At 72.3% G+C, this 19,143-nt stretch carries 21 protein-coding genes and 1 pseudogene; 11 read left to right on the forward strand and 11 right to left on the reverse strand.

Translation table 11 applies throughout. From position 1 onward, the window contains the following. Positions 1–107: 107 nt before the first annotated feature. Positions 108–851 carry a class I SAM-dependent methyltransferase gene (locus tag ACWGJ5_RS11825; RefSeq protein ID WP_453309584.1) on the reverse strand — a complete coding sequence of 248 codons (744 nt, stop codon included), beginning with the start codon at positions 849–851 and terminating at the stop codon, positions 108–110. Positions 852–1,063: 212 nt separating this feature from the next. On the opposite strand from ACWGJ5_RS11825, the gene ACWGJ5_RS11830 reads away from it, so the two are divergent. The 4 genes and pseudogenes from ACWGJ5_RS11830 (at position 1,064) to ACWGJ5_RS11845 (ending at position 4,341) form a co-directional block, all read left to right on the forward strand. Next, positions 1,064–2,035 (forward strand): TIGR01777 family oxidoreductase, encoded by a 972-nt coding sequence (locus tag ACWGJ5_RS11830; RefSeq protein WP_453309585.1) that lies wholly within the window; start codon positions 1,064–1,066, stop codon positions 2,033–2,035. 73 nt (positions 2,036–2,108) lie between these two features. Next, positions 2,109–3,024, forward strand: a pseudogene (locus ACWGJ5_RS11835) (TIGR01777 family oxidoreductase). Positions 3,025–3,173: 149 nt separating this feature from the next. Continuing rightward, positions 3,174–4,043: a class II glutamine amidotransferase gene (locus tag ACWGJ5_RS11840; RefSeq protein WP_453309586.1), complete on the forward strand. Its 870-nt coding sequence runs from the start codon at positions 3,174–3,176 to the stop codon at positions 4,041–4,043. Between the two features lie 64 nt (positions 4,044–4,107). After that, positions 4,108–4,341 (forward strand): hypothetical protein, encoded by a 234-nt coding sequence (locus ACWGJ5_RS11845; RefSeq protein WP_451004570.1) that lies wholly within the window; start codon positions 4,108–4,110, stop codon positions 4,339–4,341. A 49-nt stretch (positions 4,342–4,390) separates the two neighbouring features. Here ACWGJ5_RS11845 and tatA read toward each other — a convergent pair whose 3' ends face one another. The 4 genes from tatA to ACWGJ5_RS11865 form a co-directional block, all read right to left on the reverse strand. Continuing rightward, positions 4,391–4,597 carry a Sec-independent protein translocase subunit TatA gene (tatA, locus tag ACWGJ5_RS11850; RefSeq protein ID WP_453309587.1) on the reverse strand — a complete coding sequence of 69 codons (207 nt, stop codon included), beginning with the start codon at positions 4,595–4,597 and terminating at the stop codon, positions 4,391–4,393. A gap of 70 nt (positions 4,598–4,667) precedes the next feature. Beyond that, positions 4,668–6,365, reverse strand: a complete 1,698-nt coding sequence (locus ACWGJ5_RS11855; protein ID WP_453309588.1) for an LCP family protein — start codon at positions 6,363–6,365, stop codon at positions 4,668–4,670. Positions 6,366–6,709: 344 nt separating this feature from the next. Beyond that, positions 6,710–7,075: an ArsR/SmtB family transcription factor gene (locus ACWGJ5_RS11860; protein ID WP_453309589.1), complete on the reverse strand. Its 366-nt coding sequence runs from the start codon at positions 7,073–7,075 to the stop codon at positions 6,710–6,712. Between the two features lie 171 nt (positions 7,076–7,246). Beyond that, the gene (locus tag ACWGJ5_RS11865; protein ID WP_453309590.1) at positions 7,247–8,356 is read right to left on the reverse strand and encodes a TerD family protein; all 1,110 of its coding nucleotides are present in this window, start codon (positions 8,354–8,356) and stop codon (positions 7,247–7,249) included. A gap of 254 nt (positions 8,357–8,610) precedes the next feature. Between ACWGJ5_RS11865 and ACWGJ5_RS11870 the strand changes: the two genes are divergently transcribed. Then, entirely contained in the window at positions 8,611–8,877 is a 267-nt protein-coding gene (locus tag ACWGJ5_RS11870) for a GlsB/YeaQ/YmgE family stress response membrane protein (RefSeq protein WP_453309591.1), read from the forward strand. 161 nt (positions 8,878–9,038) lie between these two features. Then, positions 9,039–9,491 (forward strand): hypothetical protein, encoded by a 453-nt coding sequence (locus tag ACWGJ5_RS11875; protein WP_453309592.1) that lies wholly within the window; start codon positions 9,039–9,041, stop codon positions 9,489–9,491. A 229-nt stretch (positions 9,492–9,720) separates the two neighbouring features. Here ACWGJ5_RS11875 and ACWGJ5_RS11880 read toward each other — a convergent pair whose 3' ends face one another. Beyond that, on the reverse strand, positions 9,721–10,593 hold the full coding sequence (locus ACWGJ5_RS11880) for a trypsin-like serine protease (RefSeq protein ID WP_453309593.1): 873 nt from the start codon (positions 10,591–10,593) through the stop codon (positions 9,721–9,723). Between the two features lie 99 nt (positions 10,594–10,692). Beyond that, positions 10,693–11,454 carry a helix-turn-helix domain-containing protein gene (locus ACWGJ5_RS11885; protein WP_453309594.1) on the reverse strand — a complete coding sequence of 254 codons (762 nt, stop codon included), beginning with the start codon at positions 11,452–11,454 and terminating at the stop codon, positions 10,693–10,695. A gap of 86 nt (positions 11,455–11,540) precedes the next feature. Here ACWGJ5_RS11885 and ACWGJ5_RS11890 point away from each other — a divergent pair, with 86 nt between their 5' ends. Together ACWGJ5_RS11890 and ACWGJ5_RS11895 are read left to right on the forward strand one after the other, a co-directional pair. After that, complete coding sequence (locus tag ACWGJ5_RS11890; protein WP_453309595.1) at positions 11,541–12,539, forward strand: LLM class flavin-dependent oxidoreductase; 999 nt, start codon at positions 11,541–11,543, stop codon at positions 12,537–12,539. Between the two features lie 198 nt (positions 12,540–12,737). After that, positions 12,738–13,148: a hypothetical protein gene (locus ACWGJ5_RS11895; protein ID WP_453309596.1), complete on the forward strand. Its 411-nt coding sequence runs from the start codon at positions 12,738–12,740 to the stop codon at positions 13,146–13,148. A gap of 506 nt (positions 13,149–13,654) precedes the next feature. Here ACWGJ5_RS11895 and ACWGJ5_RS11900 read toward each other — a convergent pair. Beyond that, on the reverse strand, positions 13,655–14,257 hold the full coding sequence (locus tag ACWGJ5_RS11900; protein ID WP_453309597.1) for an Rv1733c family protein: 603 nt from the start codon (positions 14,255–14,257) through the stop codon (positions 13,655–13,657). Between the two features lie 410 nt (positions 14,258–14,667). Here ACWGJ5_RS11900 and ACWGJ5_RS11905 point away from each other — a divergent pair, with 410 nt between their 5' ends. Next, positions 14,668–15,171, forward strand: a complete 504-nt coding sequence (locus tag ACWGJ5_RS11905) for a pyridoxamine 5'-phosphate oxidase family protein (RefSeq protein WP_453309598.1) — start codon at positions 14,668–14,670, stop codon at positions 15,169–15,171. Between the two features lie 62 nt (positions 15,172–15,233). Here the strand turns inward: ACWGJ5_RS11905 and ACWGJ5_RS11910 are convergent, their stop codons facing one another. Together ACWGJ5_RS11910 and ACWGJ5_RS11915 are read right to left on the reverse strand one after the other, a co-directional pair. After that, positions 15,234–15,980 carry a TIGR03943 family putative permease subunit gene (locus ACWGJ5_RS11910; protein WP_453309599.1) on the reverse strand — a complete coding sequence of 249 codons (747 nt, stop codon included), beginning with the start codon at positions 15,978–15,980 and terminating at the stop codon, positions 15,234–15,236. Then, positions 15,977–17,017, reverse strand: coding sequence for a permease (locus tag ACWGJ5_RS11915; RefSeq protein ID WP_453309600.1), 1,041 nt, complete (start codon positions 17,015–17,017; stop codon positions 15,977–15,979). The genes ACWGJ5_RS11910 and ACWGJ5_RS11915 overlap by 4 nt, the downstream gene beginning before the upstream one ends. Before the next feature lie 203 nt (positions 17,018–17,220). Here ACWGJ5_RS11915 and ACWGJ5_RS11920 point away from each other — a divergent pair, with 203 nt between their 5' ends. Beyond that, positions 17,221–18,045, forward strand: a complete 825-nt coding sequence (locus ACWGJ5_RS11920) for a serine hydrolase (RefSeq protein WP_453309601.1) — start codon at positions 17,221–17,223, stop codon at positions 18,043–18,045. On the opposite strand, the gene ACWGJ5_RS11925 is transcribed toward ACWGJ5_RS11920, so the two are convergent. Further along, on the reverse strand, positions 18,042–18,821 hold the full coding sequence (locus ACWGJ5_RS11925) for a hypothetical protein (RefSeq protein WP_453309602.1): 780 nt from the start codon (positions 18,819–18,821) through the stop codon (positions 18,042–18,044). The two genes, ACWGJ5_RS11920 and ACWGJ5_RS11925, sit on opposite strands and share 4 nt — an antisense overlap. A 102-nt stretch (positions 18,822–18,923) precedes the next feature. On the opposite strand from ACWGJ5_RS11925, the gene ACWGJ5_RS11930 reads away from it, so the two are divergent. After that, positions 18,924–19,109 (forward strand): response regulator transcription factor, encoded by a 186-nt coding sequence (locus ACWGJ5_RS11930; RefSeq protein WP_453309603.1) that lies wholly within the window; start codon positions 18,924–18,926, stop codon positions 19,107–19,109. Positions 19,110–19,143 lie beyond the last annotated feature (34 nt).

The following is a 19,143-nucleotide window of genomic DNA, read 5'->3' on the forward strand; positions in this document are numbered from 1 at the left end:
TGTCCCCGGCGACCCCGCCTCCCAGGGGGCGGAACTGCTCGGCCGGCTGCCCGTGCGCCCGGAACGAGGGCAGTGTGCGCGCCGTACCGGAACGCGTTGTTCCTCGGCTATTGCGTCAGCGGCAGCCGGTACACCGAGACATGAGCACGCGACTCGGCGGTGAACTCGGTGCCGGACCAGTCGGCATGCCTGGACTCCAGCCCGAATCCGGCCAGTTGGGCCATGAGGTCGAGTTCGGAGGGCCAGATGTAGCGGTGCGGGCTGCGGTACAGCCGGGCTTCCTCGGTCTCGTCGAAGCGGAAGTGGTGCGATACGACACGCTGGTTGAGGATGTCGTAGGTGTCCAGCCCGATGTACCCGGCGTCGGTGCGCCACACGGTGGCCTCCTGGCCGGGGGGAAGCGTGCGCAGCTCCGGCACCCACAGCTCGATCACGAACCGGCCGCCGGGCGTGAGGTGGCGGGCGGCGTTGCGGAAGCACTCGACCTGCTCGGCCTGGGTGAGCAGATTGGAGATCGTGTTGTAGACGAGGTAGACGAGGCGGTACGTCCCCGGGGCGCGGGTCGTCGCCATGTCGCCCATGACCACGGGGATCGTGGCTTCGCCGGCCTTGGTGCGCAGTTGCTCCACCATCGGCCCGGACAGCTCGATGCCGGTGACGGGAACCCCCCGCCCGGCCAGCGGGACAGCGACCCGGCCGGTCCCGATCGCGAACTCCAGTGCCGCTCCGCCGTCCGCCAGCTCGGCGAGCCGTTCCACCGTGGGGGTCAGGACGTCCGGCGCGAACATGCCGGTACCGGGCGTGTCGTAGCGCCGGGCGACGGCCGCGCCCCAGATCTCCTTCTGCTCCATTGCATCAACACTGGCCTCCTGCAGGGGGAGTTGTCCATCGACTTGCCGCCGTACGCTCCGGCCTCCCGGGTGCCGTTGACACCGGCACTGCGAACGACCAGTCAGCGAGGCGGGCCGGAAACCCGGCCGTCGGCAAGTGGCCGGGAGGCCCGCTTTTGAACGTGTTCAAATTCAGGGCTACCCTGGGGGTGGTACCGAACCGAGGGGGCTCGATGAAGGTAGTTCTGCCGGGAGGAACCGGACAGATCGGTGCGATTCTCGACCGTGCGCTGACGGCAGCCGGACACGAGGTCACCGTGGTGACCCGGTGCCCGACGCGCGAGCGGCAGGTCGGCTGGGACGGGGCCACGCTCGGCCGCTGGGCCGAGGTGGTCGACGGCAGCGACGTCGTCATCAACCTGGCCGGACGCAGCGTGTCCTGCCGCTACACCGCCGAGAACCTGCGGGCCATGATGGACTCGCGGGTGAACTCGGCGCGTGCGGTCGGACAGGCCATCGCCGCCGCCGCGCAACCGCCGCGGGCGTGGCTGCAGATGAGTACGGCCACGATCTACGCCCACCGCTTCGACGCAGCGAACGACGAGGCGACCGGCACGATCGGCGGCTCGGAGGCGGGAGTTCCGGACTACTGGGCCTACAGCGTCGACATCGCCAAGAACTGGGAGCGCGCCCAGGCCGAGGCACCGACACCCGCGACACGGAAGGTGGCGCTGCGCGCGGCGATGGTGATGAGCCCGGACCGGGGCGGGGTCTTCGACGTGCTGCTGGGCCTGGCCCGGCTGGGGCTGGGCGGGCCGGTCGCCGGTGGTGCGCAGTACGTCTCCTGGATCCATGACGCGGACTTCGTACGCGCGGTGGAGTTCCTGATCGACCGGGACGACATCGACGGCCCGGTCAACCTGGCCTCCCCCGGCCCGCTCCCGCACCGGGAGTTCATGCGGACACTGCGCGCGGCCCGGGGCGTCCCCGTGGGACTGCCGGCGACCCGCTGGATGGCGGAACTGGGAGCCTTCGCGCTGCGCTCGGACACGGAGTTGCTGCTCAAGAGCCGCCGGGTGGTCCCGGGCCGGTTGTCGGCGGCCGGGTTCGACTTCGACCATCCCGAGTGGCAGCCGGCCGCCGTGGACCTGGTGCGCCGGGTCAGGTCGTCGCGGTCCCGGGCGGGCCGCCTCCTGCTTACTTGAAACAACAAATAATCATGTATCTTGCGATGCGACATGATTCACATTTGAAGCACAGCCTCCTCGCGAGGACGCCGTGCGCGTCGCCGTCACCGGATCCACCGGACTCATCGGCTCCGCTCTCACCCGCTCCCTCCTCGCGGACGGCCACCAGGTGGTCCGCCTGGTCCGCGACCGGTCCGCCGCCGCCCCTCAGGACGGCAGCGCGTCCGCCCACTGGGACCCGGGCGCGGGCCGAGTCGAGCCCGGTGCACTGGACGGCGTCGACGCCGTAGTCCACCTGGCCGGTGCGGGAGTCGGCGACAAGCGGTGGACCGCCGCCCACAAGCGGGAGATCCGCGACAGCCGGGTGCGCGGCACCGACACCATCGCGCGAGCCTGCGCCGCGTCCGCCGGCCCGCCGCGCATCCTGGTGTCCGCGTCCGCGACCGGCTACTACGGCGACACGGGTGAACGGACCGTCGAGGAGAGCGAGTCGGCCGGGCACGACTTCCTGTCCTCCGTCTGCGTCGAATGGGAGGCGGCCGCCGACCCGGCACGGCAGGCCGGCATCCGCGTGGTGCACCCGCGCACCGGGCTGGTCGTCTCCGCCCGGGGCGGCGCATTCGGCCGGCTCTTCCCGCTCTTCCGCCTCGGCCTGGGCGGCCTGCTCGGCTCGGGCGACCCAGTACTGGCCGTTCATCTCCCTGACGGACCACGTCGCGGCGCTCCGTTTCGCCCTCGGCACCGAGGAGCTATCCGGTCCGGTCAACTTCACGGCCCCCGAACCGCTCACGAACCGCGAGGTGATCCGGGCACTGAGCCGCGCCCTGCACCGTCCGGCGCTCGCCGTCGTCCCGGCCTTCGCCCTGCGCGCAGCGCTCGGCGAGTTCGCCGCGAGCATCACGTGCAGCGCACGCGCCGTACCGGCCGCCCTGCGCAAGGCTGGTTTCACATTCGCCCATCCGACGATCGACGCAGCGCTCGACTCGGTGCTGCGACCGGCCGCTTGACGAAGCCGCCGGCAGGACGAAGGCCGCCGGTGCGGGGCCGGATTCCGCCGGTGGCGCGCGTGCGCGAACGTCCGGCACGCGGGACCATGGTCGTCCGTGCGGGGCACCGGACGACGGAGCTCGGCGGAAGACGGGTGAAGGAGGATGCCGTGTGCCGACTGTTCGGACTGATCAGCTCCCCGCTGCGCACGCACGCCACGTTCTGGCTGCTGGACGCCCCCGACAGTCTCAGCGTGCAGAGTCGGCGCGAGCCCGACGGCACCGGGCTCGGGTTCTTCGACGCGGACGGCACGCCGGAGGTGCACAAGGCACCCATTGCCGCGTACGAGGACCGCGCCTTCGCCCGGGAGGCCCGGGAGGTCGAGTCGGCCACCTTCCTCGCACACATCCGCTACGCCTCGACCGGAGGGCTGGACGTCCGCAACACCCACCCCTTCGACCAGGACAGGCGGCTGTTCGCGCACAACGGCGTGATCGAGGGGCTGGACAGACTGGACCAGCATCTCGGCGAGGACCGGTCACTGGTGCAGGGGGACACCGACTCCGAGCGCTTCTTCGCCCTGGTCACGAGGGAGACGGCGGCGCACGGCGGGGACGTGTCAGCCGGCATCGCGTCCGCGGCCCGCTGGGTCGCCGGGAACCTGCCCCTGTTCGCCCTCAACGTCATCCTCGTCACCGCCCGAGAGCTGTGGGCCCTGCGCTATCCCGCCACCCACGAGCTGTACGCCCTGCGGCGCCCGGCCGGCGGTCACCACGGCACGCGGCATCTCGACCACGCCGGCCGGCACGGTCACATGCGTGTGCGCTCGGCGCATCTGGGTGATCGTCCGTCGGTCGTCGTGGCCAGCGAGCCCATGGACGAGAACCCGCACTGGCAGCTCATGGCGCCCGGCGAGTTGCTCCACGTCGACGCCGATCTGCAGGTGACCTCCCGCATCGCCGTGCCCGATCCCCCGGCCCGCCCGCTGACCCTGTCCGACCTGCGCCCCGAAGCGGCCGCCTCCCAACGGCACACATAGAGCGGCTTCTCGCCGTGACCCGGCTCACGGGCTCGAAACTTGCGCAACCCGTAAACTTTCCGGCGTGGAGACTACCGAGGTGACGGGTTGGGAGACCGCCGTGCTCGACGGCGGGCCGGCGGACGGGCTGCGGATGAAGGTCTCCGACCGACCGCGCGTGATCCAGGTGACGTACCCCTGCCAGGTCGAGGCCGCACCGCCCGGCGGCGTACGCGCCGAGGCGGTGTACCTGTACCGCCGCGACTACACCGTCACCAGCGAGCCCCTGCGGTACGGCTTCGACATCGCCAGCCCCTGACCCACGCGGTGGACGCGGTGAGTCGGCCGGGCCGCGCGATGGGCGCGGTTCAGGCGGCCGGCCCGCTCTCGACGGTGGGCGCGGTGGACGGCCGGGCGGCGTCGTCCTCCTTCATGGCCTTGGCCTCGCTCTTCAGGATGCGCATGGACTTGCCCAGTCCACGCGCGGCCTCGGGCAGCTTCTTCGAGCCGAACAGCACGATCACGACGATCGCCACGATCAGCAGGTGCCAGGGTTCCAGTCCGTTGCGGAGCATCGCGCCCACCCCTCCCTGACTTGCAGTATTGCGCAACCGTACAACCTGGCCATCGACGCGGTCGCCACGGTCAGGCGTCGGAGTCCGGCTTGCCGCGCGCCGCAGCGTACGCCTGGGCCGGCGTCATGGGGATGCCGTTGAGGCTGACCGTCCGGTACGGGCTGACCTTGGCGCAGGTCTTGGCCTGGTCGGCGGTGGAGGCGTGCGCGCCTCCGACGGCGGCCTTGGTGTCGGCGGGCGCCGGCGAGGAACTGCCACCCGGGTAGCTGGTGCCGCTGGGCCAGTCGCTGCCGATGACCACGGTCAGGCCGGTGCCGGTGCCCTGTTTCAGGTGCGCGGAGGACAGACCCAGCGCCTTGGCGACCGTCTGGGCCTCCGCCTTCTGACCGGTGCCGTAGGTCAGCGTGGTGGTGCTCGCCGGGCTCGGTGCGTTGGCCGTGGTCGTGCCGGAGCCGAAGCCCTGGTCGGTCAGTGCGGTCGCGATGTCCGAGGCGCGGCCGGTGACCGGGGTGCCGTTCTCGACGGTGACGGCGATCTGCGAGGCGGGGACGGCCGAGGCCGTCGCGGTCGCCGAGGCCGCCGCGGCCTTCTTGCCCGAGCCGGTGGTCAGCGACTGGTCGTTGGCGATGGTCGAGAAGAGGGTCTTCGCGCCCGGACCCACCACCACCCGGTCCTTGTTGTTCGGGTCGGGGGCCGTCTGCATCGTCGTGAAGGTCATCCGCTTCGTCGGGACCTTGTTCACGTCCGACGCCAGGGAGATCAGCTTCTTCACGCTGCCCAGGCCGTCGTCCACGGTCAGCGCCTTGGTGGCGGCGTCTGCCAGGCCGTAGACGGCGGTGGGGTCGGTGAGCGTGCCCGCGCTCTTGAAGTTGCGGATCATCGCGCTGAGGAAGATGTGCTGCGAGATCGTACGGCCGAGGTCGCTGCCGTCGCCGAAACCGTGCCGGGAGCGGACGAACTCCAGCGCCGCGTCGCCCTTGAGGGTGTGGGTGCCCTTGGACAGCTTGAGGTGGGAGTAGGTGTCGTACACGTTGTCGCTGACACAGACGGAGACACCGCCGATGGCGTCGGACATCTTCACGACGCCGGAGAAGTCGAGCTTGACGAAGTGGTCGATCGGGATGCCGGTGAGCTGGTGGACGGTGGCCACCTGGCAGGCGGGGCCGTACTGCAGAGCGCTGTTGATCTGGCCGTAGTAGCCGGACGTGGACCGGCCCGTCTCGCTGTCCTTGCAGGCCGGGACCTGGGTCATGGTGTCGCGCGGGATGCTCATGACCGTCGCGTTGGAGCGGTCGGCGGATATGTGCAGCACCATCTGTACGTCAGCGTTGCTGCCGGTCTGCACACCGGTCTTGGAGCAGCCGCCGCCGAGCTTGCAGTCGGCCTGGCTGGTACGGCCGTCCGAGCCCATGACCAGGATGTCGATCGGGGTGCGGCCGAAGGCGTCGGCCTTCTCGGCGCCGCCCTTGCCGTCGAGGGCGACGCTGTGGATGTTGCCGTTCAGGTGCTGGTAGAACCACCAGCCCGCACCGGCCGTGACCACGATGATCACCGACAGGCCTATCCCGAGGACCTTCAGCACCCTCCTGCCGCGGCCGGCCGGACGGGCCCGGCGCCCCCGCCGGCCGCGCTCCCGGGCGGCGGCCCGCGCCGCGGCCCGGCCACCCGGCCGGTGCGCCCCGTCGGGCTCGGCGGTGCGCTGTCCGGGCACCCGCGCGGTACGGCTGCGCGTGGCCTGCCCGCTCGGCCCGTCCCACGGGTCGCTCATCTACCACTCCCATGAACGGTCGGGCCTGTCAGGCTGGGCCGTGGGGTTTACGGCCTGACCCGCGCGGCGGTGTACGGGCAGGCGGAGCACACAGCTCCACCTTTACTTGCGTGGTTGCGCAATCTAACAAATCTGCGGCCCGAACAGCACAGATGCACACATGATTCACAGGTGAGGCATCTCATGGAACCGCCGTACGAACCCGGGACGGTGCCGGAGCGGGAGTCTACGCGCCTCATATAAGAGCGACATATAGACCTCGCACAGAGCCTGCAGCATAGAGCCTGCACAAGTGCGTCATGCAGAAGGGACCTGCACGGGCCGGCCGGCTTCCCGCGCTGCTCTCAGCCACCGATCCCGTGCACGCTGTGGACCGGGGCGGAGGCGTGCGCCGACCGCACGGTCAGCTGCCCCACCATCACCCGGACCAAGGTCACCACGTCGGGGTCGTCGATGCAATAGACCTGCCGACGGCCTTCGCGGCGCGCGCGGACGAGTCCGGCGAGCTTGAGCTTCGCCAGGTGCTGGCTGACCGCGGGGAGTGCTCCGCCCACCCGGTCGGCGAGATGCGTGACATCGCTCTCCCCCTGCGACAGGGCCCACATCAGATGCAGCCGGGCGGAGGAGGCGAGCAGACCGAACGCCACGGCGGCCTCGGCGAGCACCTCGGCGGGCGGGTCCTCGAAGCCGGCGGCGCTGCTGTCCGTCACAGTCCCCTCCCGTCCGCGCCCTCGTCACAGCCGACGCACCTGCGCCCACCCAGTGTAGGCGTCCGGTTCCGACGGTCCGGCGCCGCCCGGAGGGCCCGGCCGTCCACGCGGGGACCGGGCGCATGCTCGCGGGGCGGAAGGAAAGGAGATGTCCGCTTCCCTCCCGGGGACTCAGTCCTCGTAGAAGTTGTTGACCACCTCCGGCTCGTCGTCGTCGAACGCCTCGTTGAGCAGCGCGCCGCCGATGAGGCCTGCCGCGCCGGCACCGATGAGCGCGCCCGCGCCGAAGCGCCGGCCGCCGCCCTGATGATGGTCGTGATCCTCGTACGGCTGCCCGTATCCCTGCTGGGGGTAACCCTGCTGCGGATAGCCCTGCTGCGGATAGCCCTGCGGCACGGGCTGCGGATAGCCCTGCTGGGGCGGGGTGTAGAACGGCGGCGCGGTGGTCTGTACGCGCTGCGCGCAGGCGCCGCAGGTCTGGACGGGCCGGGGCACGCCCCACTGCGGTGACCAGGTCACGGTCGTCACGCCCGGGCCGTGGTTGGGGTCGAAGAAGCAGGTCACGCTGGAACTCCCGGTGGTTGGTTGCGGGGATGTGGAGAACGCCGGGACCGGCGGAGCGGCGACCGGCGGCTTCGACGGGACGGGCGGCACCTTGCTCCCGCCGTGCGTCTGCGGTGCGGGGACCGGGTCCGGAGCCGGGCTCGGGGACGTGTCCCTCAGCACGGCCACGCCGTAGTCGGTGGCGATGCCGGCGAGGCCCGAGGCGTAACCCTGGCCGACCGCGCGGAACTTCCACTCCGCGCCGTGCCGGTACAGCTCGCCGAAGACGAGCGCGGTCTCGGTCGACAGGGCGCCGGACGCGAGGCCGTAGCGGGCCAGTTCGGTGCCGCCTTCCCGGTCGAGGACACGGATGTGCGCGCAGTGCACCTGCCCGAAGGCCTGGCCGCGACTCGCGCCCTCGTACAGCGACACGGTGAAGACGACCTTCTCGACCCCGTCCGGGACTCTGGTCAGGTCGACCTCGATCCGCTGGTCGTCGCCGTCGACCGGACGGCCGCCGCCCAGGTGACGGACCGAACCGTCGGGGCTGCTCGGGTTGTTGAAGAAGACGAAGTGCTCGTCGGAGGGCACCTTGCCCGACGGGGCGCACAGCAGAGCGCCGGCGTCCGGTTCGTACCCGGCGTTCGCCTGCCAGCCCAGCCCGACCGTCACGGCACTCAGACCGGGGGCCTGCTTGCTCAGCGACACATTGCCGCCCTTGGTCAGGGACACACTCATCCACGTCCTCCGCAGCCGCTCACACTTTCCGTGTCCATCATGATCGACGCCCCGGGGCCACTCTGAGTTCCTCGATTGCGCAATGTCTTAATCATGTAGCAGAACCTCGACGGCTCATCACCAGTGGCCCGCCGCAGGCCAACACCACTTGTCCGGCCCCCTCGACGGGCCTCTAGGCTTGCGCAAAGGGGCAATCAAGTGTCGGACTCCGCCGCACTCGGCGCGGATCCCGACCCGACGGGAGGAACAACACCATGGGCTTCATCGGCTGGATCATCCTGGGCCTGTTCGCCGGAGGCATCGCCAAGATACTGCTGCCGGGCCGCGATCCCGGCGGCCTGATCGGCACCACGCTCATCGGCGTCGCCGGCGCCTTCGTCGGCGGCTGGCTCTCCGCCCACTTCCTCCACCGTTCGGTGGAGAAGCACTTCTTCGACCTCTACACCTGGGGCGCGGCGATCGCCGGCTCCCTGGTGCTGCTCATCGGATACCGCATCCTGTTCGGCAACTCACGGAACTGAGCCGCCCCCTCCCGGACGACCCGCCCGCTCCGCACCCGGCCGGGACTCTGTTCCGCGGCCCGGGCGCAGGAGCGTCCGCCGACCGGCCCCGCCTGCCGGGTGGCGCAGGCGAGTTGCGCCGCCCCGCGACCGCATGGCGACCAGCGACCGCTGCCGCGCACTTGTGGACCAGGCCGACGACGACCGAGCACCTGCTGCTGACCGCCGCCTCCACGGTGACGGCGCCGCGCAGCAAAGTGCGCCTGACCCCGCTGATGGTGCTCGGCACGCCCCCGCGAGAGCGAACCACCGCACGAGATCGTCGGCGCCTGCTGCGGCACCACCGGGTACGGCAGCGGGCCCACGCGGCGCTGCGGGGGCTGCAGTCCACCCAGGTGACGGTGCTGCCCGACAGCGAGCCGTACGCCTGCACCTCGCCGCGCGGCCCACGTGACCGGATCGTGGTGTCGGCGGCGATGCTGTTCCTCCGGCCGCTGCGGACCTCCTCGCCCACCCGGCGGAGCGCCGGGCGGGCGAGGAGGCGGCCCGGGCCGTCGGCATCGGCCGTCGCAAGGCGGTCGCCGCCTGGGCGATTGGCACGCTGGCGCCCGTCCCGCTCGCCAGGCCAGTGCTGACGCTTCCCGCACCCGGGCCTCTCCCCCGGCGGATCGCCGCGCTCCTCGCTCTGCCCCCCACGAACGTGTGCGCCTGGCCGTCCGTGTTCACGACGACGGCCCGGTGGGCGGGCGCGGAGCGCGCCGTCGGTCGTGGGCTTTCCCGGCGTACCGTCGGTGCCGGTGTTCGACCGGTCTCCGCGGCCGGGCCCTTGCCGTCAACGGCCCAGCCGGCGCGGGGTGTTCAGCGTCAGGGCAGTTTCGTGAACGGTGCCAGGAAGGCTCGGGCTTCGGGGGTGTCGAGGCGGTAGGTGACGTTGGTGGCGTAGCAGGGGGTGTCGCCGGTGATGGTCGTGGCGGCGAGGACGTTCCTGCCGTGGATGACCGCGAAGTTGGGTCCGCCGGAGTCGCCGTAGCAGGCGCCGCCGTTGCCCTGGGGAGCGGTCATGGCGAGCCGGACCCAGGCCGCGTTGAGGGCGTCGAAGGTCACGGGTGCCTTCATGCGGACGCCTCCGCCGGGATGGGTCTGGCCGCCGGGGCCGTTGGCGGCCTCCTGGGTGCCGTACCCGGCCACGAACCAGTCGGTGGAGTTCAGTCCCTGCGGGCCGAGCGCGCCCAGTTGGTTCTCGGTCGGCAGGGTGGCCGGGGTGAAGGACCAGCGTGAGGCGACCTTGGCGGCGGGCAGTTCGATCACCGCGATGTCGTGCGGGTCGGAGGCGGGGCCCGGATAGTCGGGGTGGGTGTGCGCGACACCTTCGACGGCCACGGCGTTCGCCTGGGCGGCCGGGTCGCCCGGGTACTTCTTCGCGGCGGCGTCGAGTCCGGCCTGGACGTCCTGGTCGAGCGAGACATGGAACCGGACGCCGGCCGGCCAGTCGCTGGTGCAGTGCGCCGCGGTCAGGAAGGTGTCGGCGTCGATCATCGTGCCGGAACACACCCAGTCGACGCGGTCCGGGGTCGCCGGATCGTTGTCGTCGTCCCAGGTGGCCACGAGCGCACCGACCTCGGTGCGTTCGGGTGCGGGTGTGGCGTTGTAGGAGTTGATCGCGGAGGAGGGCAGCGCGACGGCGAGCACGGTGGCGCAGGCCGCTGCGGTGACGGCGGTGACGCGTAGGGCGGTCAAGAAGAACCCCTTCACTGGGTGTGTGGGACAGGTGTTCTCCTGTGGGAGGTAGGAGCATTGAAGTGGGTGGAGCGGTCCGGGACAAGACCGCGACAGGCCCTAGCGGGGCCCCTGGATGTCCCGGTGCGCCGCGGCCGTTGCCAGGGCCCGCTGGGTCGCCGGGTCGGCCGGCAGGAACGCCTCCAGTTTCAGCTCGGCGAGGGTCACGTCGACGGCGGTGGCGAAGGTCGTGACGGTCGTCATCAGCCGTAGGTCGCCGTACGAGGAGCGCAGGTGCAGGGGGACGGCAAAGCCGAGATGATCGGCTGACGGTTCCAACTCGGGTATGCAGGCGCCGAGTTCGTCCCGCAGCTGGGGCAGGTGGCCGAGGCGGGCCAGGATGTGCCGGGACCAATCGGCGAGATTGGCGATCCGCGGGGCCAGACCCCGCGGATGCAGTGCGAGCCGGTAGACGTTCGTGCCCGGGCCGACCAGTTCCGGGGCCGCTCCCTCGGTGAGCACGTCGAACGCCTCGTTCGCGGCGATCAGATCACCGCCCCGGTCCACCACCAGCGCCGGATACGGCAGGTACCCGCGCAGGATGTGGTCGATCGCCGTACGCACCGGGGCCAGTTCGGGGCCGTCGAGGGAGCTCTCGGGGTAGGCGGGCGCGTACCCGGCCGCAAGCAGCAGCTCGTTGCGTTCGCGCAGCGGCAGTTCCAGCGACTCGGCGAGGCGTACGACCATGGTGCGGCCGGGTACGGATCGGCCGGACTCGATGAAGCTCAGGTGGCGCTGGGTGGTGCCCGCCCGCAGGGCCAGGTCGAGCTGGCTGAGGTGACGGCTGGTGCGGCGGGCGCGCAGGGCGCGGGGGAAGTCCACGCGCCCGTTCTAGCGCCCGGCGCGGCTTCCCGGCCATTCCCTGAGGGGAATTGTCGCGCCGCGGCCGCGGCCGGAGCATCGTCGGCATGGACATCGGCGTACTCATTCCCACCGGAACCGCGCAGTGGGGTCCGGGCGACGGCCCGCGCGAACTGCTGGCCTTCGGTCGCCGGGCCGAGCGCCTGGGCTTCTCCTCCGTCTTCGTCAACGACTCCCTGGTGAGCCCGCGCATCGAGGCACTGACCATGCTGGCCGCGCTCGCCCCGGCGACCGAGACCGTGACCCTGGGCACGGCGGCCCTGTTGCCATTCCTGCGCCGGCCGGTGCAGACCGCGCAGACCCTGGCCTCCCTCGACCTGCTGTCCGGCGGCCGGCTCACCGTCGCCGTCGGCGCGGGGTTCCCCGGCCGCTTCGGACGGCCCCTCTACGACCTGTCCGAGGTGCCGTGGGCACGCCGCTTCGCCCGGCTGGACGAGACCGTCGCGCTGTGGCGGGCCCTGTGGAGCGGCGCGGACTCCTTCTACGGCGAGATCCTCCGGTTCGACGGCCTCCCGCCGGCGACGGCACCACACCGTCCCGGCGGGCCGCCGGTCTGGCTCGGCGGCGGAACCCCGGCGGCGCAGGACCGTACCGGCCGGCTGTACGACGGCTGGCTGCCGTACCCGCCCGGCCCGGCCGACTACGCCTCCGGCCTGCTGAACGTGCGCGCGGCGGCGGCCGGCGCCGGGCGCCCAGCGCAGGACGTCACGCCGGCGCTCTTCGTCTCCGTACGGGTCGACGAAGCCGGCGAGGACGGCGCCCGGCACGACATGGAGGCGTACGCGCGGGCCGTCTACGGCATGCCGCTGGAGGAGCTGGAACGTATCCAGTCGGTGGTCGCCGGCACCGCCGCGCAGGTGCACGCCCAGCTCACCCGGTTCGTGGAAGCCGGGGCCCGGCATCTCGTCGTCCGCCCGGGCGCCCTCGGTCTGGCCTCCCAGCGCGATCAGCTCGAACGAGTCGCCGGCCTGATCCCGGGGCTGAAGGCCTCGGCTGCGGCAGCCGCACCGGCGGTGCCGGACGCCCAGCGGGACACGGTGGCCTGAGCGGCACGCTCCGTGTACTTCGGGCGCTGTCTTGCACCCCTCGGACGGCCCGTGGGACAGCCAGGCCACTTTTCATCCCTACGGGTGAATCGACGGATGGATGTTCCGGACTCCTCCCGCTCTGTGCGGTGTGCTGAGCCACGCGGCCCTGACGCCACGGCAGGGCCCGGCCGTATGGAGGACAGGGGGGCGGGACGTATGGGTGTCTTCGTTCTGTGTGCGTGGCTGCTGACCGCCGGGCTCGGCGGATACCTCGCCACGGTGTGGGTGCGGCACGGCGGACTGCGGCAGCGCACACCCGGTGTGACGCGGCTGCCGTTGTGGCTCGTGCTCGGACATGTGGCGCTCGCCGTGGCCGGACTCGCCGCCTGGACCGCCTATGTGGTGGGAGGCGTGCGGACTTCGGCCTGGGCCGCGTGCGCGGTCGTGCTGATCGTGGCCGCGTTCGGCTTCATGATGCTGCTGCGCTGGCTGCCCAGTTCCGGACGCCACTCCCACGGGGACGCCACGGCCGAGCGGCACTTCCCGCTCACGGCCGTGGTCGCCCACGGCACGACCGCCGGCGCCACCGTGCTGCTGGTGCTCCTCGTCGTCCTGCACAAGGCCTGAGCGGCAGTCCGCTGTCTCGTCCGCCCGTATCCGTTCATGCCGCGGGGGCACCGGTGAGATGCGGGAACGGCCGCTTCGGGGACGGGCCGGGCCGGGAGTACGACGGCGCAGGGCCGCTGGGCCTGGTGGGACGGCGGTTTCCGTGGTGTGCTGGTAGTGGCGGGAAGGACCGAGAACAGACGCGGAGAAGCGGCCCGAAGCCGTGCACCGCGCAATCCGGATCCGCGAGAAGCGGATGGCCCTTCCCGCCCTGTCGCCCTGTCACGCTCTCGCCGTGTCGCCCCGTCCGCCGACCCGCCCCGCCTCCTCGTGCGCACCATCTCGTCGCGCATCCGCCTCTTCGCGCACCCGTCTCCTCGCGTCGGCCGCACCGCGCGGCCGGTGCCTGGGCGCAGCGGGGATCCGCCCTGGAGTGAGGTCCGGACACGGCGCCGTCCGTACGCCGCGGCTCGGCGTCGGCGATGGGCCCGGGGGGTCGGAGCACCGGGCAGTGGCCCGTCGTGTGCTCAGCCTCGTCCGCCGCTGAGGTTCCCCCAGCGGGGGCCGATCTGCTTCCACTCCTCGTCCCACTCGGCCATGCGCCGCCTGATCAGCCGGCTGCGCACCACCCAGCCGGCGCCCCAGACCGCCGTGCCGGCCGACGGGGCGACGAGGAAGCCGGTGAGGGCCGCCTGCAGATCGGCGGCCGCGCCGGTGACGGGCGCGGAGACCACATGGCCCGCGCGGTTGGTCCACACGGTCACCTGGGATCCGGTGGGGGCGCCCGGGAGTACCTTCGCCCGGTCGGTGTGCACGGTGCCGTGGGCGTCCGTCCACCGCACGCCGGCCCACACCCGCCCGTCGTCGTAACCGGTGCCGTAGGCCGGGGTCCGCGCCGCGCCGTCGGTGACCACGGCGGACACGGCGTGCACCTGGGCCTGCCGCGCGGAGAAGGCCGCACCGGCGGTCTGGGCCGCCAGGAAACCGGCGGCGGCTCCGCCGAGAACGGCGAGCACCCAGGTCACGAGGACGATCCAGGCCTCGACGACGTCGCTGTGCCGGCGCAGCGGATTGCGTCGCCACCGCCACAGCCGTGCCTGGGTGATCGTCATGGGAGGTGTCCGGTTCATTGTCACGGCCTCCTCTCGCGCACCGGCGGCCTCGCCGCACCCCACTCCACGGGCCCCTCGCCGGGCGGGATCGCGCCGGGCGGGCGGCGGGCGGGCTCGGGGCGGTCACCCGGACCCGGCCGTCGAGTGTCACCACACCATCGTGCACCTCATTCCGGATCTCGGCGGGGTGAGTACGAAACAGGCCCATGACGACTTCTCGCCCGGCCCCGCCTACCGGCGGAATCGGGACGTCCGGCCCTGCCGCCGTGGGCCGAACGACACTGGGGGGGACGGAGTGGGACGGGTGAGAGTGGGGATCAGGAGCGGCGCCGATTCCCCCGCGGTGTCGCTCCGCCCCCGGATTGCCGGCGTGCGGGCCGGGGGCCTGTGAAGGCGGGGAGAGTCACACACCCGCGAAGAAGCCAGCCATGATCCGTAACGGCAAGCCGAAACAGCGTCGCATCGAACTCGACCCGGTCGAAGCGCTGGGGCTGCTGGACAGCGTGTCCCTGGGGCGGATCGTCTTCACGCGGCAGGCGCTGCCCACCGTGCGCCCGGTCAACCACATCATCGACGGCGGCGACATCGTGATCCGCACCCACGAGGGCGCCGCGCTGACCGCGCACACGCAGCAGGGCGGAGGCGACGGCGTGGTGGTCGCCTACGAGGCCGACGCGATCGATCCGGAAACGCATCTCGGCTGGAGCGTGGTGGTCACCGGCTACGCCCGGCTCGTCACCGACCCCGCCGACCTGGCCCGGGTCCGGACGCTGCTCACCCCCTGGGCACCTCAGGAGGGCACGGACCAGGCCGTGCGCATCCGCCCCTCCCTGGTGACGGGCGTGCTCCTCACCGACACGCCGGCCGTGTCCGCGAAGGGCTCCGCCCGGCCGGCGTCTTGGATGCCGGGGTCGTTGTGGTACGACGGCTAGGGCCTGTCGTCGAACTTCCTCCTTCAGCCTTCGGCCGGGGACGCCCGAGCACACGCCTGCGGCTACGACGGTGTGAGCGGCAGGTCGTCGGTGTAGGCGTTCACCGGCTGGGCGACGGCGTGGGCGTTCCTGGCGTCGAGGGCGGCCTGTGCGGTCTTCGTGCCGAGGGTGCCCCGGGGGTGCCAGGTGCCGGTCACCGCGAGCCAGGTGTTCGCGGGCGGGGCCTCGGTGCCGTACACGCGGATCTTGACGGTCTGGGAGTCCGCCGCGCAGCACGTGAAGATGATGCGGGTCAGGTACCAGCCGTCGCCGTTCTCGGCCGGGGTGACGAAGCCCGTGAGCTGGACGAGCCTGGTCCTGATGGCCCGGCCGGGGTCCTGTTGGACCCGCTTGGTGAAGTCGGTGAGGGTCAGGGGCAGCGGTGAGGTCGCGGGCAGCGGCGCGAATCCCTTCTGCACGCCGACCGGCTTGGCGTTCGAGCGTGCTGCGGTGTACGCGCCGAGGGCGGGCGGAGCGTAGAAGAGCAGGCTGATCGCCGGGAGGAACAGCAGCCAGGCGATCCGCGGGGCGCCGGAGTGTTCGTGGCCGTGTTCGTGGCCGTGTTCGTGGTCGTCGTGGGCGGCGTGCTCCGGTCCGCCCCGTGCGGCCGCCGCGGCCAGCCCGAGCAGCAGGAGGACCACCCCGGAGGTGATCAGCAACGGCCGCAGACCGGCCTTGACGTAGCGCAGATAGGTGTCGGTGAAGAGGGCGGCGTGCAGCAGGCCGATGCCGGTCAGGGTCAGCAGCAGGGTCTGGACCTGGCGTTTCACAGCAGCGCGCCTCCGATCAGCACGCTCGCGGCGACCGCCACGAGGGTGGTGGCCGTGGAGAACCGCCAGGCGAAGGCCCGCCCGAAGGTGCCCGCCTGAAGGGCGATCAGCTTCAGGTCGACCATCGGCCCGACCACCATGAACGCGAGCCGGGCGGCCGGGGAGAACCCCGTGAGCGAGGCGGCGACGAAGGCGTCGGCCTCCGAGCAGACCGCCAGCAGTACGGCGAGCCCGGCCAGGAAGAGCACCGAGAGCCAGGGTGAGCCGGAGAAGGCGTCGAGGACGGAGCGCGGCACCGCGACGTTGAAGGTGGCCGCGGCCATGGCGCCGAGGACGAGGAAGCCGCCGGCGTGCAGGAAGTCGTGCTGGAAGCCGAGCCGGAACTCGTGCAGGCGGCTGCGGCCATGCCGGTGGCCGGTGTGCCGGTGCCGCAGGACCGGCCGCAGCCACTTCTCCTTGCCCAGCCAGAGCCAGAGCCAGCCCATCACGGCCGCCGTGGCGAGGGAGGCGAGCAGCCGGGCGGCGACCATCGCGGGGTCGCCCGGGAAGGCGACGGCGGTGGCGGTCAGCACGACGGGGTTGATGGCGGGCGCGGAGAGCAGGAAGGCGAAGGCGGCGGCCGGGGTCACGCCGCGCCGGATCAGGCTGTGCGCGACCGGGACGGAGGCGCACTCGCAGCCGGGCAGCACCGCGCCCGCCGCCCCGGCGACGGGCACGGCCAGGGCGGGCCGCTTCGGCAGAACCCTGGTGAACAGGTCGGCCGGCACGAAGGCGTTGATCGCGCCGGACAGGGCGGTGCCGAGCAGCAGGAAGGGGAGTGCCTGGACGGTGATGGCGAGGCACACCGTCCGCCAGGCCTGGACGGCGGGCCGGTTCAGCCACTGGGTGCCGACGAGGGCGAGCACGGCGACGGCACCGAGCGCGATCACGAGAGCGGCAGCGAGCGGCCACGGCCGGATGCGCCGTACGGACGGCGTACCGACGGGGACGACCGTCACACCCTCGGCCACGCCAACCAGTTCATCCGTTTTTTCCATGATCACTCCGGATGTCGGTGTCCGGCCGACGTTAAGCGAGGCGCGTGGTCCGGCAGCGCGTACACGCCGCCGCATGCCCGAACCGGACGTGGCAATGCGTCCCATCGGCGGCGCCGGTGGCTCTTCTCACAATTCGCCACGAAAAGGCCCGAAGGTGACCGCCGCCACGTCGCTCGTCGCACGTTTTGCCTACGTTCGACGCCATGCCGTCTCACCCCTCCCCCACCACCGCACGCACCCGGGCCGGAGCCCTTCTGACCTCGGTCGCGGCCCTCCTCTCCGTCGGCGCACTGCACCCGGCACCGGCCGCGGCGGCCGCCGCTCCGACCCCCTCCCCGCACGCCACGGCCGCCGTGCTCGACCTGGACGGAGCCGGCCGCACCCCGGTGCTGCACGGGCAGGACAGCGCGTACGACACCGCCAGCATCGTCAAGGTCGACATCCTCGCGGCGCTGCTGCTCCGAGCGCAGGACGCGGGACGTCAGCTCACCGCCGATGAGCGCGGCCACGCCGAGCCGATGATCGAGCGCAGCGACAACACGGCGGCCAATGCGCTCTGGCGGGAGATCGGCCAGGCCTCCGGGCTGGCGGCGGCCAACAAGCGGCTGGGGCTGACCTCGACCACGGGCGGACCGGGCGCGAAGTGGGGGCTGACCCGGACGACCGCGAGCGACCAGATACGACTGCTGCGGGCCGTGTTCGACGGCGACACGACGGCGCGGCCCGGCTCCGCCACCGCGAAGCCGGCCCTGAACGCGAAGTCCCGGTCCTATGTCCACACCCTCATGGGCAAGGTCATCCCCGAGCAGACCTGGGGCGTCTCGGCCGTCGGCGGCTCCGGCACCCCGCGGGCACTGAAGAACGGCTGGTTGCAGCGCAACACCTCGGGCCTCTGGGACGTCAACAGTGTCGGCCAGGTCACCGTGAAGGGACACCGCTGCCTCGTGGCGGTGCTGTCGAACGGCAGCTCCTCGATGAGTGACGGGATCTCCCTGGTCGAGCGGACGGCACGCGCAGCTGTCGCCTAGCGTCTCAGCGATCCCCCGGGCGCCGGGGCCGGACGACAGCGGTGACCGTGAGCGCGACGAGCGCGGCTGGCAAGGACATGCCCCTCGGCGTCGTAGGTGGCCGAGAGCCCTTCGGCGTCCTGGCGGATCAGGGCGTAGCCGTTCTCGACGGCGCGCAGGCCCGCCTTGCCGGTGTGCGCGGCGCCGTACTCCTTCCAGTCGTGCGAGCGGACGAGCATGGTGTCGGCCCGGGTGCGCATCAGGGCCGGGAAGTCGGCGTCGTAGCAGATGACGCCCGCGAGACGGCCGTGGTGTGCGGACGACGGGGACACGGCCGTCGCCCTGCGCGAAGCGCTCGGACCCGGGAATGGGATGGGCCTTCTGGTAGGTCCGGAGCACCTTGCCGCGGGGTCGATGAGCAGTGCCTCGTCCCGCCCGTAGGCGGGCGGGGCGGTGCTGTGGACGCGGACCCCGGTCTCCAGGTGGACGTCCGAGCGGCGGGCCTGCCGCTGTGCGGCGGCGATGGCGGCGGCCTCGTCCGGCTCCCGCGTCCGCACGGCGTTCTCCGGCCAGATCACGAGCTTCGCGCCGGCGGCGGCTTCGTGGCGGGTGGCCGCGAGTAGGTCGTCCTCGACCGCGGTCATCGCGGGCCGCACCGCGGCGGCGGGGGCGGCGGCGACGCCTCCCGACCCGTTGCCGAACCGGGCGAGCGTGGCCTTGAGCGTGTCGGTGGCGCCGCGAGCGGGCGTGACGCCCGCGATCCGTACGGTCGCGCCCTGCGGTGGCCAGCCGGGCACCACCTCGCCCCGACCGTCACCCGTCGCCTCATCGACACCGTCACCGCGCTGCCGCCCGCGCTGCCGCCGACGGCACCCGCGCCCGTGCCTGCGGACGTGCCGGTGACCGAGCGCGAGATCCAGGTCCTGGTGCTTCTCGCGCGTGGGCTGTCCAACGCCAGGATCGCCGCGGACCTGGACCTGAGTGAGGCGACGGTGAAGAGCCGGGTCAACCGCATCCTGACCAGGCTGGGCCTGGAGAACCGGGTCCAGGCCGCCCTGTACGCCCACCGGGCCGGTCTCGCCTGACGCGGTCCACACGGGTTCCGCATCGGCTGACCCC

Source organism: Streptomyces sp. NPDC054783, from assembly GCF_053611725.1.